This window comes from Thermotomaculum hydrothermale, assembly GCF_016592575.1.
GTDB classification, from domain to species: domain Bacteria; phylum Acidobacteriota; class Holophagae; order Thermotomaculales; family Thermotomaculaceae; genus Thermotomaculum; species Thermotomaculum hydrothermale.
Genome location: NZ_AP017470.1, coordinates 2,290,022 through 2,305,532 on the forward strand (window position 1 = coordinate 2,290,022; position 15,511 = coordinate 2,305,532).

Here is a 15,511-nt window from a genome sequence, read left to right on the forward strand (position 1 = left end):
TTTGTGAAAAAAAGCAGTTTGATGTATAGCGGGATTAAAATTTTTGTATTTATTTCTCTTTTATTAGGTGTTTCCTGTGCCAATCCAAAGATTGAGATAAATCCCCCTGAAAATAAATTAAATGTAGAAAAAGAGGTTAATTCAGGTATAGAGAGTGCTCTTTATTACTATAAAACCGGAAAAATGTATTCTGAAATCGGCTATGTGGAGGACGCAAAAACATACTTTGATAAGGCTGTTGAGTTTGTTTATGAGCAACCTGACGAGGTTATAAATAACCCAGAATTTAAGCAATTCAGGGAAGACCTAATTAATAAAATCCACTTTCAGGAGACAACTCTGCTTGCAAAAGGCGATGCCTATTCAGAGACAGAGCAAGATAATGATGTTAAAGACGAGATTTTAAACGATGGAGATATTAAGCTATCTGGAGAAGAAGAGTTAAGCGAGAAAAAATTAATTGAAAGTTCGAAGGTAACTTACTCTTTCCCTGTTGTTGTAAATGAAAAAGTGCTTGCGTTTATTAAGGCTTACTCCACAAAACTAAAGCCTGTTATTCAAGCAACTCTTGAGCGTTCTGGAAGGTATATAGATAGATACAAAGAGATTTTCAGGGAGCAGGGAGTACCGGAAGACCTTGCATATCTACCTATAATTGAAAGCGGATTTAAAATACATGCTCTTTCAAGGGCAAAAGCAAAAGGGATATGGCAATTTGTAAGAGGAACAGCAAGACTTGAGGGGTTAAGGGTTGACTGGTGGGTTGATGAAAGGTGTGACCCTGAAAAATCTGCAATTGCTGCAGCAAAACACCTTAAAAAACTCTATGAACATTACAATGATTGGTATCTTGCCCTTGCGGCGTACAATGCTGGGCAGGGGAAGGTGGATAGGGCAATTAGAAGGGCTAAAACAAGGGATTTCTGGAAATTGGCAAAGCATAGATGGCTTTTAAGAAGGGAGACAAAAAATTATGTCCCGGCCTTTATAGCAGCACTAATAATTGCAAAAAACCCTGAAAAGTATGGTTTTACTGATTTAAATTATGAAAAACCCCTTGAATACGATACTGTGACAATTGATTCCTGCACAGATTTAAGAGTGATAGCTAAACTTTGCAATACTTCTGTTAGAAAGATTCAGGAGCTTAACCCCCATTTAAGGAGATTAACCACTCCTATAAGGGTTAAGAATTTTAAAATAAACATTCCAAAAGGGACGAAAGATAAATTTATCGCAGAATTCAGTAAACTCCCTCCAGAAAAGAGGGTGACTTTAAGGTATCACAGGATAAAGAGAGGGGAAACACTCTCTCAAATTGCAAGAAGGTATCAAACAAGCGTGTCTGCTATATGCAGGGCAAATGGAATAAGGAATAAAAGATTAATTAGAGCAGGTAAAACAATTGTTATCCCAATAGGCACCGGTCATGATTACTATGTTCCCAGAGTTAAAGATTTTACAGTTAAGTATAGAAGAAAGAGGTATCCCCGCGGTAAGAAATTTTATTATAGGGTAAGAAGAGGCGATTCCCTTTATAGAATTGCTCGCAAGTTTGATACTGACACAGAGAGTATAAAAAAATGGAACAAGCTTAAATCTAATCTTTTAAGGCCGGGGAAAAAACTTGTTGTTTATTATGGAATTTCTACAAAACGCAAAGAGTCTCATTCTTCCGTAAAAGATAAAATTCCCGAAGGTTTTTACCTTGTGAGGGAAGGGGATACAATTTATTCAATTTCAAGAAAATTTGGTTTAAGTGTTGCAAGGCTCAAAAAGATAAACAACATAAAGTCAAATATAATAAGGCCGGGAGATTTATTAAAAGTTAAGGATATTTGATGGTTACAAAGGTTAAATCCGCCGATTTATCAGGAATTTACGCTTATCCGGTAGATGTGGAAGTTGATTTGTCAGGTGGATTGCCATCCTTCAACATTGTTGGCTTGCCTGATGCATCAGTCAGGGAAAGCCGCGACAGAATACGCTCTGCAATAAAAAACTCAAGGTTTGATTTCCCAAAATCAAGGATAACAGTTAACCTTGCCCCGGCAGACTTGAAAAAGGAAAGTTCAAGGCTTGATATTGCAATTGCCCTGGGAATGGTTATTGAGCAGGGGAAAATAAAGCCAGTTTTCCCCTTTGATAGATGCCTTTTTATAGGGGAATTGTCTTTAGATGGGTCTGTTAGAGGGGTAAGCGGTGTATTAAGCACAGCATTATACTGTAAAGAAAACAGTCTTAAACTCTTTATCCCTTCAGAAAACTTTTGCGAGGCAAATTCGGTTAAAGGGATTGAAATTTACCCCTATTCATCGCTTCTTGATTTAATTGCTATTTTAACCGGGGAAAAGGAAAACTCTAATTTTGTTGAAGAGTGCACAGACCAGGAAGCAAAACAGGATTACGAGGTTTTACTTGAGGATATAAAAGGGCATATACAGCCTAAAAGAGCTTTGATAATAGCCTGTGCAGGAGGGCATAATATGCTTATGTATGGCCCACCTGGGAGTGGTAAAACAATGCTTGCCAAGGCTATACCTTCAATTCTTCCTGAAATGAATAATAGAGAGAGAATAGAGACAACAATGATTTATTCAGCAGGGGGAAGGCTTAGGGAGAAAGGGCTTATAAAGATAAGGCCTTTCAGAAGCCCGCATCATACAATATCCCATGTTGGCCTTGTAGGTGGCGGTGCAAAATTATTGCCTGGGGAAGTATCCTACGCCCACAACGGGGTTTTGTTTTTAGACGAATTCCCTGAATTTTCAAGGAAAACACTTGAAGTTTTAAGGCAGCCAATGGAGGATGGGGTTGTAACAATTACAAGGGCCACTGGCTCTGTTCAATTTCCTGCAAAGTTTATGCTTGTTGCAGCAATGAACCCATGCCCCTGTGGGTATTACGGTTCAAAGGAGAGGGAGTGTATATGCACCCCTTCAAAGATTTTAAATTATAGAAGCAGAATTTCAGGCCCAATTCTTGACAGGATAGATTTAATTGTAAATGTCCCTCAAATTCCTCTTGAAAAGATGAGAGAGGCTAATCTTGACAATTTAACCTCAAAAAAGGCAAGGGAAATGGTTTCAAAGGCTATGGAAATTCAATTTAAGAGAAACAATTGCTTAAACGCATACCTTAATTCAAAGAAGATAAAACAACTTTGTAAATTAGAAAGCGATGCGGAAGACCTGCTTTTAAGCGCAGGCAAGCAAAATTCATTTTCTTCAAGAACCTATACAAGGGTTTTGAAGTTAGCAAGAACAATTGCAGATTTAGAAGGCAACGAAAAAATAAAGGTTTTCCATATTGCTGAGGCTTTGCAGTTTAAACTCTCCGACTTTCTTTCGGAAAATATATCGTATGATTGATTTAGAATTTTACCCTTTTGAATACAATTCTCCACAAACAAATATGAAGATAGATGAATTTTTTTTAACAAAAAGCAAAGGATTTGTTTTCAGGCTTTACGGATGGAAGCCTTATGGAGTTTCTATTGGCTTTTCCCAGCAAAAAGAAAAGGTGTGCAATGTTTCTTACTGTGAAAAAAACAAGATAGATATTGTAAAAAGAATTACAGGTGGTGGTGCTGTTTACCACAAAAACGACATAACCTATATGATTTCATTCCCCCTTGAATTTTATAATGATAAAACCGTATTAGGCATCTATAGAAAAAATGCTGAAATATTAATGAAAATATTTACATCTTTAGAATTAAACTGTCAATTTGCTGGAAAGGTTAAAAGAGAGCTGAGAAGGGAAGGGATGAAAAATGGAATTGCCTGTTTTCTCCTTCCTTCAGATTTTGAAATACTTGTTAACGGCAAAAAAATTGTGGGAAACGCTTTGAGGGTAGAAAAAAACAGGGTTTTGCAGCACGGTTCAATAGCCTTTGATTTTGATTATGAGGAGACTGCTATTGTTTTAAATACACAAAAAGAAAGATTAAAAAAAAGGGTAATTTCTTTAAAAGAGCTATTACCTTCTTTGACAATTCAGGATTATCAGGAAAAATGTATTGAATGCCTTAAGCAATTTGGTTTTCCATTGAATTTTAAAACCAATTGTTTGCCTTTTAAAGATTGATTTTTTTGTTTAAAATAAATTGAATTAAACAAGGAGAGGGAAATGAAAAGATACGCTTTAATTTCTGTTAGTGATAAAAACGGTATTGTTGATTTTGCAAAAAAGCTTGAAAATTTAGGCTTTGAAATAGTTTCAAGTGGGGGAACTTTTAAAGTGTTGAAAGATGCAGGGTTGAATCCCGTTAAGGTTTCTGATATTACAGGTTTCCCTGAAATACTTGACGGCAGGGTTAAAACCCTTCACCCAAAAATTCACGGTGGAATACTTGTAGATATGAGAAAAGAAAGCCATAGAGAAGAGTTGAAAAAACACGGCATTAATAACTTTGAGATAGTCTGCGTTAACCTTTACCCATTTAAAGAAACAGTTAAAAAAACAGATGATGTTGACGAGATTATTGAAAACATTGACATTGGCGGGCCAACCCTTTTAAGGGCTTCTGCAAAGAATTTTTACTCTGTTGCAGTTGTAGTTGACCCTGATGATTACTCAAAGGTTGTTGAGGAAATTGAGAAAAACGGTGAAGTGTCCCTTGATACAAGAAAGAAACTTGCATTAAAGGCTTTGTCCCATACAGCATCTTACGATATTGCAATATCCTCTTTCTTTAATAGAATGCTTGAAAATAAATTTCCTGAGAGGTTGTTTCTTGAATACAACCTTGAGAACACATTGAGGTACGGGGAGAACCCCCATCAGCAAGCTGCTTTTTACAGCGAGCCTGATTTTAGGAATGATGAATTGCCTGCTTTGAAAAAATTGCAGGGTAAGGAGTTATCATACAACAACTTAATGGATTCTGATGCTGCAATTGAAATGGTAAGGGAGTTTGATGAGCCTGCGTGCGTAATCGTAAAACATGCTAACCCCTGCGGGATAGGAAGGGATAATGAATCTTTAAAAATTGCTTTTGAAAGGGCACACTCCACTGACCCGATGTCTGCCTTTGGGGGCATTATTGCTTTAAACAGAGAGGTTGACGGTGAGCTTGCCTCTCTGATTACTAAAAATTTTGTTGAGGTTGTAATTGCCCCTTCCTTTACAAAGGAAGCAAGGGGGATTTTTTCAAAAAAGAAGAATTTAAGGCTAATCCAATTGCCCATTAACTCTGAAAAATACCCTTACTTCAACATAAAGAGAGTAAGGGGTGGAATACTTTTGCAGGATGCTGACACTATTGAAGAGGACAGAAGCAATTGGAATGTTGTAACAGAGGCAAAGCCTGATGAGGAGACATTTAAGGCTTTGGAGTTTGCATGGAAGGTTGTAAAGCATGTAAAATCAAATGCAATTGTTTTCTGCAAGGAAAATGAAACTCTTGGTATTGGGGCAGGCCAGATGAGCAGGGTTGATTCAGTTAAAATTGCCGTGATGAAGGCAAATAAGGATTTAAACGGAAGTGTGCTTGCATCTGACGCCTTCTTTCCTTTTAGAGATAGCATAGACGAAGCTGCAAAAATAGGGGTAAAGGCTGTTATTCAGCCAGGCGGTTCAATTAGGGATAAAGAGGTAATTGAGGCTGCAAATGAGCATGGAATTGCTATGGTGTTTACCGGCATCAGGCACTTCAGGCATTAAGGAGTTTTGTTATGATGAGGCACATAAGCGATGTTGGGTGGATTGAAGTTATAACAGGCTGTATGTACAGCGGAAAAACAGAGGAGTTGATAAAAAGGTTGAGAAGAGCAATTATTGCAAAGCAAAGTGTTAAGGTTTTTAAGCCAATGATTGATAACAGGTATTCTGAAGACAAGATTTCTTCCCATAACAGAAATATGTTAGAGGCTATTGTTGTTAGGCACTCAGACGAAATCCTTCCCCTTGTGGAAGAAAATGATGATGTTATAGGAATTGAGGAAGTGCAGTTTTTTGACGAAAAGATTATAGATGTTTGTAAATACCTTGCTGACAATGGCAAAAGGGTAATTGTTGCAGGGCTTGACCAGGATTACCTTGGCCAGCCTTTTGAAAATACAATGAGGCTTATGGCAGAAGCGGAATATGTTACAAAGTTGCTCGCGATATGTGTTAAGTGTGGAAACCTTGCAAATAGAACCCAGAGGACAGTAAAGAAGAAGGATAGAATTGTGGTTGGTTCAGTTGGGATGTATGAGGCAAGGTGCAGGAAGTGTTTTGACCCTGAATTGAAAAACGAAGGTTAAAATTCTATCTCCTTTAAGAAGTTTTTAATAATTTCAATTGTTTTTTCAGGGCACTCTTCCTGAGGAACATGCCCGCAGTTTTCGATAATTTCAAGTCTTGAATTCTTTAAATCTTTCTCAAGTTTGTAAGCAGTTTTAATTGGGATAATTTTGTCTTTGTCTCCCCATATTATCAAGGATTTTGTATCAATCTCTTTTATCCCATTTACAAAACCTTCAATATTTCCCTTTAAAATCTGTCTTGCTGTTTTTATTGAGCAGTATCTATCCCTTATTGACTTTACCTTATACGCATTGACCACATCTTCAGTTACCTTATGGTAATTGTGCCACACCTCTTTCAGGGCATTCTTTGTTGCAACAGAGGGGGGAATTAAAATTGATAGAATTTCACTGATTACAGGCAGGGTTAAAATTTTCATAAAGGGGGGAAGTTCCTGAATGTACGCCATTGTGTCAATTAAGACAAGGCCTTTTAAATTTTCTTCAATTCCTCTCTTTTTGTATTCAAGGGCTATTCCCATTGCAAGCCCGCCACCGTACGAATTACCAACAATAACAAAATCCTTTAACCTATTTTCCTCTATAAATTTTAAGACATTTTCAAGGTGGTCAAAGAAGGAGTATTTGTTATCAAATGGTTTTGGGGATTTACCAAAGCCTTTTAAATTAATTGCTATGCATTTGTAACTTTTTGAAAATTCAGGCATTAAGTAGCGCCAGGTATAGGTGTTTACCCCAAAACCGTGAATAAAAAGAATGGTTTTTCCTTGTCCCATTGTTTCGCTGTAAAGTTTCATTTATTCCCCCTTTTAAGGGTTTTTTATCAGTTTAATCCTTTTTTGTTTTTGAGGCAAGCATTCCGCAGGCAGCTGATATGTCCTCTCCCTTTGATTTTCTTATAATAGCGTTAATTCCCCTGTCTGTAAGGATCTTTTGAAATTCCAGCACCTTCTTTTCTTCCGGTTTATCAAATTTGCTTCCTGGATATGGGTTAAAGGGTATGAGGTTTATTTTATACTTTATCCCCTTTAAAAGTTTGTAAACCCTTAAAGCATCCTCTTTCTTATCATTAAAATCTTTTAGAAGAACATACTCAAAGGTTATTCTATCCCTGTTTGAAAGGGGAAATTTTCTCAGGGTATCTATCAATTTTGATAAGGGATTTCCCTTTGTTACAGGCATTATTTCTTCTCTCTGTTTTTCTTTTGAGGCGTTTAACGATATTGCAAGCCTTACCTTTATTGGAAAATTTGCAAGTTTTTTTATCCCTTCAATCAAACCAGAGGTTGAAATTGTTATCCTTCTTGGCGACAAATCCATAAGGTTCTTGTCTGTCAGAATTTGTATAGCTTTAAAAACATTTTCTGTGTTGTGTAAAGGTTCCCCCATTCCCATAAATACAATGTTGAATTTCTTTTTTTCAGGTAAATTTGCGTATTTTTTAAGTAATAGCACCTGACTAACAATTTCAGAAGGTGTTAAGTTTCTGATAAACCCCATTGTGGCTGTTTTGCAGAATTTACACCCCATTGCGCAACCAACCTGGGAGGATATGCAAAAGGTAACTTTCCCTTCATTCATAGGGATTAAAACTGATTCAATAAAAAGCCCGTCTCTTAGTTTGAAAACATACTTTGTTGTGCCATCCTTTGAAGTGTTTGCTCCAGCCTTTTCAATTGATAGAATCTCTACATTTCCCTTTAATTTTTCTCTGAATTGCTTTGACAGGTTTGTCATATTGTCAAAATCAAATTCAGATTTTGTATAAACCCATTGTGCTATCTGTTTTATCCTGAAAGGCTTTTCTTCTGAAAAAAAGGGGTTTTCTTGTAATTCCTCAAAAGTGCAATCAGTTATTATCATCTGGAATTTTTATTTTTAACTTTTTTAAAAATTCTCTATCTTTTGAATTTATTTTTGAAGCCATCTTTGAGATTTTATCAAGTTGTTCGTCTTCTTCAATATCTTCAAAAGCATCCAGTGTAATTGATACATGGTAGCCTTTTTTTCTCAATTCATTAATTTTTTTCATTATTTCTTTGTCTTCTGCTATGTAATCAAGGATTAGTTCTCCCAATTCTTCAACCTTTTTCCAAATTTCTTCTGGAAGCATTTACAACCCCGCCTTTTTCAAAACATTCTTTTTAAGCATTTCGTATTCTTCTTTTGTGATAAGTTTTTTATCAAGCATATTTTTCAATCTTTCTAATTCCTTTTGCATTTCCTCAATAGAGATTGTTTTCTGTTCAGTATTGATATTTTCACCACTTGTTTTTTGTTTTGTTTTTTCCCTTGCTTCTGCTTCTTCAGGATTTTTGGGGATTCTTTCCCATATTTTTTCATAATCTTTCTCAAAGATTGCTTTGTTAAGGTATTTTGTCCAGACATCTTTCTTTATCTCAATTGCAGACTTATAAATTTTACCGTTTGCTTTAAAATAATTAACATGAAACCCCTCTTTCAGTATTCTTGCCCTGTCGTACCCTTTGTAACTGTAAAAAACAACAAGAGTTTCATTATCTTTAAACCAGAACATAAGTTTATCAATTTTTGTAAGTAAGTCTTTTTTATTTTTTGTATCTAAATATTTTTTTGTTTTTCAATAACAACCATCTCGTTTTTACCTGCTTCAGCCATGTTTTTAACAAAGTCTTTTAAGATTTTCATAATTTCTTCATTGTTTAGCACAAGGAGAGGAATTTGTCTTTTGATTTTTATTGAGTGTAAAATTTTATTTGCCTGTTTTGGAGTTAGGGTTTGAGGGTGAGCGCATTCTCTTTTTGTTTTTATTCTGTAAACCTTTAAACTTACTTTTGTTTTAACTTTTGGAATAAATTCCTGTACAAAAGGATTATTTTTTAAATCATCACCTAAAATGGTTAATGGTAAGATAATCAGTAATGCAATAAGTATGCTTTTTTTCATCTTTCCTCCTGTCAAAATGAGATTTTAACACAAGTTATGCTATAATGCATAAGAATTTAAAATACACTATATAGACGGTAAAAAAACGGTGATGGTTGATAAAATTAGAGAAATTGTAGAGTTTTTATCTTCTTTAATCTGGAATTTTCCTGAAAAAGCACCTATTATGGTTGTCCTTCTTTTAGGGGCAGGTGTTTATATCACCCTTTACCTTGGGTTTATTCAGATTAGAAAATTCTGGCATTCATGGGAAGTGATATCCGGCAAATACGACAATCAGGAAGAAGAGGGAGATATTTCTCATTTTCAGGCATTGTCGGCTGCTTTAAGTGCTACAGTTGGAATAGGCAACATTGCAGGAGTGGCAACTGCCATTCATTATGGGGGACCAGGAGCATTGTTCTGGATGTGGATAACAGCAATTTTTGGTATGGCATTAAAGTATGCTGAGTGTACTTTATCGCTTTACTATAGAAAGGTTAACCCTGATGGCTCTGTTTCAGGGGGGCCAATGTATTACATTGAAAGAGGATTGGGGAAAAATTTTAAGCCTCTTGCAATACTTTTTGCCGCCTGTACGGTAATTTCATCTTTTGGTTCAGGGAATGCTGTTCAGGCTTTTACAGTTGCTGACCAGTTTAAGGCAGATTTTGGAATACCTCAGTATGTTACAGGGATAATTCTTGTTCTTATTGTCGGTTCTGTTATTTTAGGTGGTATTAAAAGGATAGGACAGGTGGCAAGTAAACTGGCACCCTTTATGGCTATTTTATATGTTTTGGCATCTGTTACTGCAATTGTTTTACATATAGATAAGGTTCCTGAAATGTTTAAGCTTATAATAACTTCGGCTTTTAATCCCCCTGCTGCTATTGGTGGATTTGCAGGCACAACTTTTCTATATACCTTAATTTGGGGGGTAAAGAGGGGGATATTTTCAAACGAAGCGGGACAGGGTTCTGCGCCTATTGCCCATGCTGCTGCAAAAACAAAGGAAGCGGCAAGGGAAGGGACAGTTGCAATGATTGGCCCTTTTATTGATACCCTTGTAATATGCACAATGACAGGGCTTGTTATTATAATTTCCGGTGCATGGACTCACATTGATGCATCAGGGGTAGCTTTAAACGGTTCTCCTTTAACAGCGAAGGCTTTTGAGTTATCCCTTTCTTCTTTATTGGGAAATTATGGTAGATACCTTGTGACTGTTTCTGTTTTTCTCTTTGGAATTTCAACAGCTATCAGCTGGTCGTATTATGGAGACAGGTCTATTCAATACTTATTTGGGGATAAAGCAATTCTTCCGTATAGGATAGTTTTTTTGATTATGCATTTTGTAGGAGCTATTTTTACCCTTGAAATTGTCTGGTCTTTTGGAGACCTTGCTTTAGGTTTAATGGCAATTCCAAACCTGATTGCTGTTGTCCTTCTTTCCCCAAAGGTTAAAGAAATAACAAAGGATTATTTTTCAAGGTATTGAAAGTATGTTACAACCTTATTCTTCCCTGTTTCTTTCCCTAAGTATAAAGCTTTGTCTGCCTCCTGAAGCAGGGTTTCAAAGTTTTTTTGAGGAGTGAATTCAGTTACTCCAAAGGTTAAAGTAATCTTTATGGGGGTGTCAAAAACCACAAACTCTGTTTCTTCAATAGTTTTTCTTATTTTTTCACACACTTTTTTTGCGTTTTTCAGAGGTGTTGAGGGAAATACAAATATAAACTCTTCTCCGCCAAACCTTGCAACAATGTCAACCTTTCTTGTTAAATCCTGAAATGTTTTGGAGACAGCCATCAATACTATATCCCCTACCTGGTGGGAAAAGTTGTCATTAATTCTTTTAAAGTTGTCTAAGTCGCATATTGCAAAGGAAAATTTCTCTTTCTGCCTTATAGCCCTTGAAATTTCTCTTTCCAAAAATTCAAACAACCCCCTTCTGTTGGGGAGCCCTGTTAAATCATCTGTTTTTGAAACCTTTTCCACAGTTCCTATAAGCATTTCAAGATTTTTGTTTTTTTGTTCTATCTCTTCTATTAGTTTTTGTCTATGCCATAAAAGCCAGAACAAAATTACTACGAAAATTATTACTACAGCAAGGGTGGTTTTATGCAAAAAGAGAGATTTCTCTTGTATTTGAGAGCTTTTTTCAAGGGTTTTTAATTTCTTTTCCATTAATTTGCTTTTTTGCTTGCTTTCAAGTGCGGCAAGTTGTTCAATTAATTGCTTGCTAAACAATTCTCTTGAATTTTTTATAAATTCCATTGCACAATTATAGGCTTTCTCATAGTTTCCTGAGTTTGCATAGCAGTTTCCCATTAAAAGCAGGGTTTTTCTAATAGCATCTTTGTCGTTTATTTTCTTTGAAAGTTCTAAAGCCTTGTTAAATGAAGTAAGAGCTTCATTGCACTTTTTCTGTGCTTTTTTTAATTTTCCTAACTTTATGTAATTGAATATTAACTGTCTTTTCCTGTTTCCTTTTAAACTGTATTCAATTGATTTGTTAATCAAGGAGATTGCTTTTTCAAAATCATGTTTGTCAATGTAGTAATCAGAAAGATTTGAATATACTATAGAAAGAGAGTAAAAATCGTTGGGATTGAAGTATTTTATTGCTTTTTTTGTATATTCAATGGCGCTATTTAAATCTCCTTTTTTTGCCAGACAGTCTCCTATATTGAGGTAGCACCCACCTATCCCTATTTTATAACCTGTTTTTTTGTATATTTCCAGAGACTGTTTGTAGTAATGAATAGCTTTTTCGCAATTCACAAATTTTAAAATATTTCCAAGCATGGTTAGTAAATGTCCTTTGTGAATCAAAAGTTTTTTGTTTTTTTGTTTTTTGATAATAGAATCTATTTTTTCAATTGCAGTTTGATAAAAATTTATAGCATTTTTGTAATTACTAAGATAATAATAGCAATCTCCTATTCTTCTCAAAATTCTAATGTAAAGTAAATTATCAGTTGAGCTGTTTTTCTCATAAATTGCTTTGCTTTTTAAGTATTCTTCAAGTGCCTTTGAGTAGTTTTCGTTTGAATATAGTTTTTCCCCTTTATTAAAAAAAGACAAAGCTTCTTTTTTTGTTGTTTCTGTTGAAGTATATGAAATTAAGCATGTTAATAATGTAAAAAAAATAAATATTAACTTATTTTTCATCATAATTTCCTCTTAATAATTATAATAACAGGGAAGTGATTTTGTTTCAAATAAAATTTATTGAATTTATTGTCTTTTACTATATAATTTAAATCGCTATGTATAGGGTAAGGGCAGAGACAGTATTTTCAACATCTCATTATTTAAACGGTTATAACGGAAAGTGCGCAAACCTCCATGGCCACAATTGGAGAGTGGTTGTTGAAATTGAAGGGGAAAAATTAGATAAATTAGGGATGCTTGTTGATTTTAAGGATTTAAAGTCAGCTATCAATGAGATTGCAGAGCAATTAGACCATGGTGTAATAAATAATCACCCTTATTTTAAAAACAACAATATAAATCCAACTGCCGAAAATATTGCCTATTTTTTTATAAAAAGTTAAAAAACAGGTTTCACCCTAACAAAGTATCAAAGATAGAAGTTTACGAAACAGATAAGTATGTCGCAACCTACCTACCTGATTAATGAGATATTCTCCTCTATTGAAGGAGAGACTTCCTATCAGGGAATCCCCATGCTCTTTATCCGCTTTACAGGATGTAATTTAAGGTGTGTTTACTGCGATACAAAGTATGCCTACGATGAAGGGAAAAGATTTTCTTTATCCAAGTTGCTTGAAATTATCAATAGTAATCCTTTTGAGTATGTTCATATAACAGGTGGTGAACCACTAATCCAGAAAGATTTGATTTTATTGCTTGGAAGTATAAAAGATAAAAAGATTATTATTGAAACAAATGGAAGTGTAAATATTAAGCCTTTCCTTTTAGAGAATACAATTTTAATTGTTGATATAAAAACCCCTAAAAGCGGAATGGAAGATAAAAACAACTATGTAAATTTAGATTTAATGAGAAAAACTGATGAATTGAAGTTTGTTATTGTTGACCAAAGCGATTATGAATGGGCAAAAACCCTCATAGATAGTCGTAATTTAATTGATAAAGGCTATACAATTAACCTTTCACCTGCCATACCTTATTTAGAGCCTTCTTTGCTTGCAGAGTGGATTGTGCGAGATGGATTAAATGTAAGGTTTAACCTTCAGATCCACAAATTTATCTGGGGTGATAAAAGGGGTGTGTGATGAAAATAAGGGAGAAATTCAATGCTTTAAGCCATTTTGCAGGGAGTGTTTTTGCAATTTATGGGCTTGCCGGGCTTATGGTTAAAAGCACAACTTTAGAGAAAAAGATTGCAACATTAATATTTAGTATTTCCATGTTTTCAATGTTTTTTTCAAGTGCCCTTTACCACTCTGTTAATGCTAACGATAAGGTAATAAAAACACTTAGGAAGTTAGACCATGTTATGATTGGTGTATTTATTGCCGGGACATATACTCCTTTGTGTATGATTTCATTAAAGGAAAGTAAGGCTGGAATGATTTTTTTGATTGTTATATGGTCTTTAGCAATTGTTTCTGCAATACAGTCTTTTTTTTGGATTGATGCACCAAGATGGTTTTCAACAGGGATTTACCTTTTAATGGGTTGGGTGGCTATTTTCGGGATTAAATATGTGTATTATGCACTTTCATTTAAAGGATTTTTGTGGCTAATGATAGGTGGCACCTTTTATACAGTTGGGGCAATTATTTATGCCTTGAAAAAGCCAGATTTTGGAAAAATTTTAGGTTTTCATGAGATATGGCACCTTTTTGTTTTAGCAGGGGCTATTTCTCATTATATAATGATATATAGTTATGTGTATTAATTGAAATTTTGGAGGATAAAGTGGACAATAGTAAACTTGAAGAATTGAAAAAACTTGCAAAAAAGTTTAGAAGAGAAATTGTTGATATGGTTTATAAGGCACAAAGCGGCCATCCAGGAGGCTCTCTTTCAGTTATTGACATTTTAACTTACCTATTTTTCTATGAAATGGAATATCCCCTTGAAAACAGAAACAATTTTAATTCAGACAGGCTTGTTTTAAGCAAGGGGCACGCTACTCCAGCGTACTATGCCTGTCTTTCAGAAAAGGGTTTCTTTAAAAAGGAAGAGCTTGATAAGTTCAGACAGGTTGATTCTTTTTTACAGGGGCACCCTGAAAACCACTTTGTGCCTGGTGTTGATGTTACCACAGGCTCTTTAGGCCAGGGCTTTCCTCAGGCTGTTGGAATGGCTTTAGGGTATAAGCTTGATAAGTCAGAAAGGTTTGTATATGCAATTTTAGGTGACGGGGAATGTCAGGAGGGAATAATCTGGGAAGCGGCAATGGCGGCAGGTCATTACAAACTTGACAATTTAATTGCCTTTGTTGATTTTAATGGGTTACAGATTGATGGAGATGTTGAAAAGGTTATGAATGTAAAGCCTCTTGAAGATAAATTCAGGGCATTTAACTGGCATGTGCAAACAATTGACGGGCATAACTTTGAGGAAATTGAAAAAGCTGTAAAAAATGCAAAAGAAACAATGGGAATTCCTTCCGTAATCGTGGCAAAAACGGTTAAGGGTAAAGGGGTTTCTTTTATGGAAAACAATTACAAATTTCACGGCAAGGCACCTAACGATGAAGAGTATAAGATTGCAATGAAGGAGTTAGCCTGATGCATAACCTTCTTATAGGAATTGCAGGCGGTACAGGTTCAGGTAAAACCTCTTTTGCCCTTGAGATTATGAAGCATTTCCCAGAGGGGGATGTTGTTTTGGTTGACCAGGATTCATATTACAAAGATTTGTCTGACCTTCCCTTTGAGGAGAGAAAAAAGGTAAACTTTGATCATCCAGGTTCAGTTGATTTTGACAAGTTAATAGAAGATTTAAAAGCATTGAAAAACAATGTCCCTATAAAAAAGCCGGTTTATAACTTTGTTACCCACACAAGGGAAAAGGATAAGTTCACCACTGTTGTTCCTAAAAAGGTTATTATTCTTGAGGGGATAATGATTTTTGTTATACCTGAGTTGAGGGAATTGATAGATATTAAACTCTATGTTGACACTGATGCAGATGTAAGGGTTTTAAGGAGAATTGTTAGGGATATTAACGAAAGGGGAAGGGATTTAGACAATATAATAGAGCAGTATCTCAATCAGGTTAAACCAATGCACGAGGAGTTTGTTGAGCCTTCAAAAAGGTGGGCTGACCTGATAATCCCTGAAGGGGCTCACAATAGAGAGGCTATCAGGTTTGTTGTAAATAGAATAAAAACTTTGTTATCGGAGTGA

Annotated in this window: 17 protein-coding genes; 11 read left to right on the plus strand and 6 right to left on the minus strand. The window is 35.2% G+C overall.

Going from position 1 to position 15,511, the window contains the following annotated elements; translation table 11 throughout:
• Positions 1-21 precede the first annotated feature (21 nt).
• From TTHT_RS10625 to TTHT_RS10645, 5 genes are read left to right on the plus strand one after another with little or no spacing between them, the layout of a single operon-like run.
• Entirely contained in the window at positions 22-1,842 is a 1,821-nt protein-coding gene (locus TTHT_RS10625) for a lytic transglycosylase domain-containing protein (protein WP_201327960.1), read from the plus strand.
• A complete protein-coding gene (locus TTHT_RS10630) occupies positions 1,842-3,371 on the plus strand; it encodes a YifB family Mg chelatase-like AAA ATPase (protein ID WP_201327961.1) in 1,530 nt (509 codons plus the stop codon). The genes TTHT_RS10625 and TTHT_RS10630 overlap by 1 nt, the downstream gene beginning before the upstream one ends.
• Complete coding sequence (locus tag TTHT_RS10635) at positions 3,364-4,089, plus strand: lipoate--protein ligase family protein (protein WP_201327962.1); 726 nt, start codon at positions 3,364-3,366, stop codon at positions 4,087-4,089. Before TTHT_RS10630 ends, TTHT_RS10635 begins: the two co-directional genes overlap by 8 nt.
• 42 nt (positions 4,090-4,131) lie before the next feature.
• Positions 4,132-5,667, plus strand: coding sequence for a bifunctional phosphoribosylaminoimidazolecarboxamide formyltransferase/IMP cyclohydrolase (purH, locus tag TTHT_RS10640; RefSeq protein WP_201327963.1), 1,536 nt, complete (start codon positions 4,132-4,134; stop codon positions 5,665-5,667).
• An 11-nt stretch (positions 5,668-5,678) separates the two neighbouring features.
• Positions 5,679-6,251, plus strand: a complete 573-nt coding sequence (locus TTHT_RS10645) for a thymidine kinase (RefSeq protein ID WP_269089388.1) — start codon at positions 5,679-5,681, stop codon at positions 6,249-6,251.
• Here the strand turns inward: TTHT_RS10645 and TTHT_RS10650 are convergent.
• The 5 genes from TTHT_RS10650 to TTHT_RS10670 are packed head-to-tail and all read right to left on the minus strand — an operon-like array spanning position 6,248 to position 9,179.
• Positions 6,248-7,051, minus strand: coding sequence for an alpha/beta fold hydrolase (locus TTHT_RS10650; RefSeq protein ID WP_201327964.1), 804 nt, complete (start codon positions 7,049-7,051; stop codon positions 6,248-6,250). The genes TTHT_RS10645 and TTHT_RS10650 overlap by 4 nt on opposite strands.
• 31 nt (positions 7,052-7,082) lie before the next feature.
• Entirely contained in the window at positions 7,083-8,117 is a 1,035-nt protein-coding gene (gene rlmN / locus TTHT_RS10655) for a 23S rRNA (adenine(2503)-C(2))-methyltransferase RlmN (RefSeq protein WP_201327965.1), read from the minus strand.
• Positions 8,104-8,367: a hypothetical protein gene (locus TTHT_RS10660; protein WP_201327966.1), complete on the minus strand. Its 264-nt coding sequence runs from the start codon at positions 8,365-8,367 to the stop codon at positions 8,104-8,106. Before TTHT_RS10660 ends, rlmN begins: the two co-directional genes overlap by 14 nt.
• On the minus strand, positions 8,368-8,790 hold the full coding sequence (locus TTHT_RS10665; RefSeq protein WP_201327967.1) for an SHOCT domain-containing protein: 423 nt from the start codon (positions 8,788-8,790) through the stop codon (positions 8,368-8,370).
• A gap of 44 nt (positions 8,791-8,834) precedes the next feature.
• Entirely contained in the window at positions 8,835-9,179 is a 345-nt protein-coding gene (locus TTHT_RS10670) for a hypothetical protein (protein WP_201327968.1), read from the minus strand.
• A 91-nt stretch (positions 9,180-9,270) separates the two neighbouring features.
• On the opposite strand from TTHT_RS10670, the gene TTHT_RS10675 reads away from it, so the two are divergent.
• Entirely contained in the window at positions 9,271-10,659 is a 1,389-nt protein-coding gene (locus tag TTHT_RS10675) for an alanine/glycine:cation symporter family protein (protein ID WP_201327969.1), read from the plus strand.
• Here TTHT_RS10675 and TTHT_RS10680 read toward each other — a convergent pair.
• Entirely contained in the window at positions 10,641-12,335 is a 1,695-nt protein-coding gene (locus TTHT_RS10680; RefSeq protein WP_201327970.1) for a tetratricopeptide repeat-containing diguanylate cyclase, read from the minus strand. The two genes, TTHT_RS10675 and TTHT_RS10680, sit on opposite strands and share 19 nt — an antisense overlap.
• Before the next feature lie 95 nt (positions 12,336-12,430).
• On the opposite strand from TTHT_RS10680, the gene queD reads away from it, so the two are divergent.
• Genes queD through udk form a run of 5 tightly spaced genes read left to right on the plus strand, consistent with a single transcriptional unit; the run spans position 12,431 to position 15,511 of the window.
• Entirely contained in the window at positions 12,431-12,718 is a 288-nt protein-coding gene (gene queD / locus TTHT_RS10685) for a 6-carboxytetrahydropterin synthase QueD (RefSeq protein ID WP_201327971.1), read from the plus strand.
• Positions 12,719-12,775: 57 nt separating this feature from the next.
• Complete coding sequence (locus TTHT_RS10690) at positions 12,776-13,423, plus strand: radical SAM protein (protein ID WP_201327972.1); 648 nt, start codon at positions 12,776-12,778, stop codon at positions 13,421-13,423.
• The gene (trhA, locus tag TTHT_RS10695; RefSeq protein WP_201327973.1) at positions 13,423-14,052 is read left to right on the plus strand and encodes a PAQR family membrane homeostasis protein TrhA; all 630 of its coding nucleotides are present in this window, start codon (positions 13,423-13,425) and stop codon (positions 14,050-14,052) included. The genes TTHT_RS10690 and trhA overlap by 1 nt, the downstream gene beginning before the upstream one ends.
• A 20-nt stretch (positions 14,053-14,072) precedes the next feature.
• On the plus strand, positions 14,073-14,891 hold the full coding sequence (locus TTHT_RS10700) for a transketolase (RefSeq protein WP_201327974.1): 819 nt from the start codon (positions 14,073-14,075) through the stop codon (positions 14,889-14,891).
• The gene (gene udk, locus TTHT_RS10705) at positions 14,891-15,511 is read left to right on the plus strand and encodes a uridine kinase (protein WP_201327975.1); all 621 of its coding nucleotides are present in this window, start codon (positions 14,891-14,893) and stop codon (positions 15,509-15,511) included. Before TTHT_RS10700 ends, udk begins: the two co-directional genes overlap by 1 nt.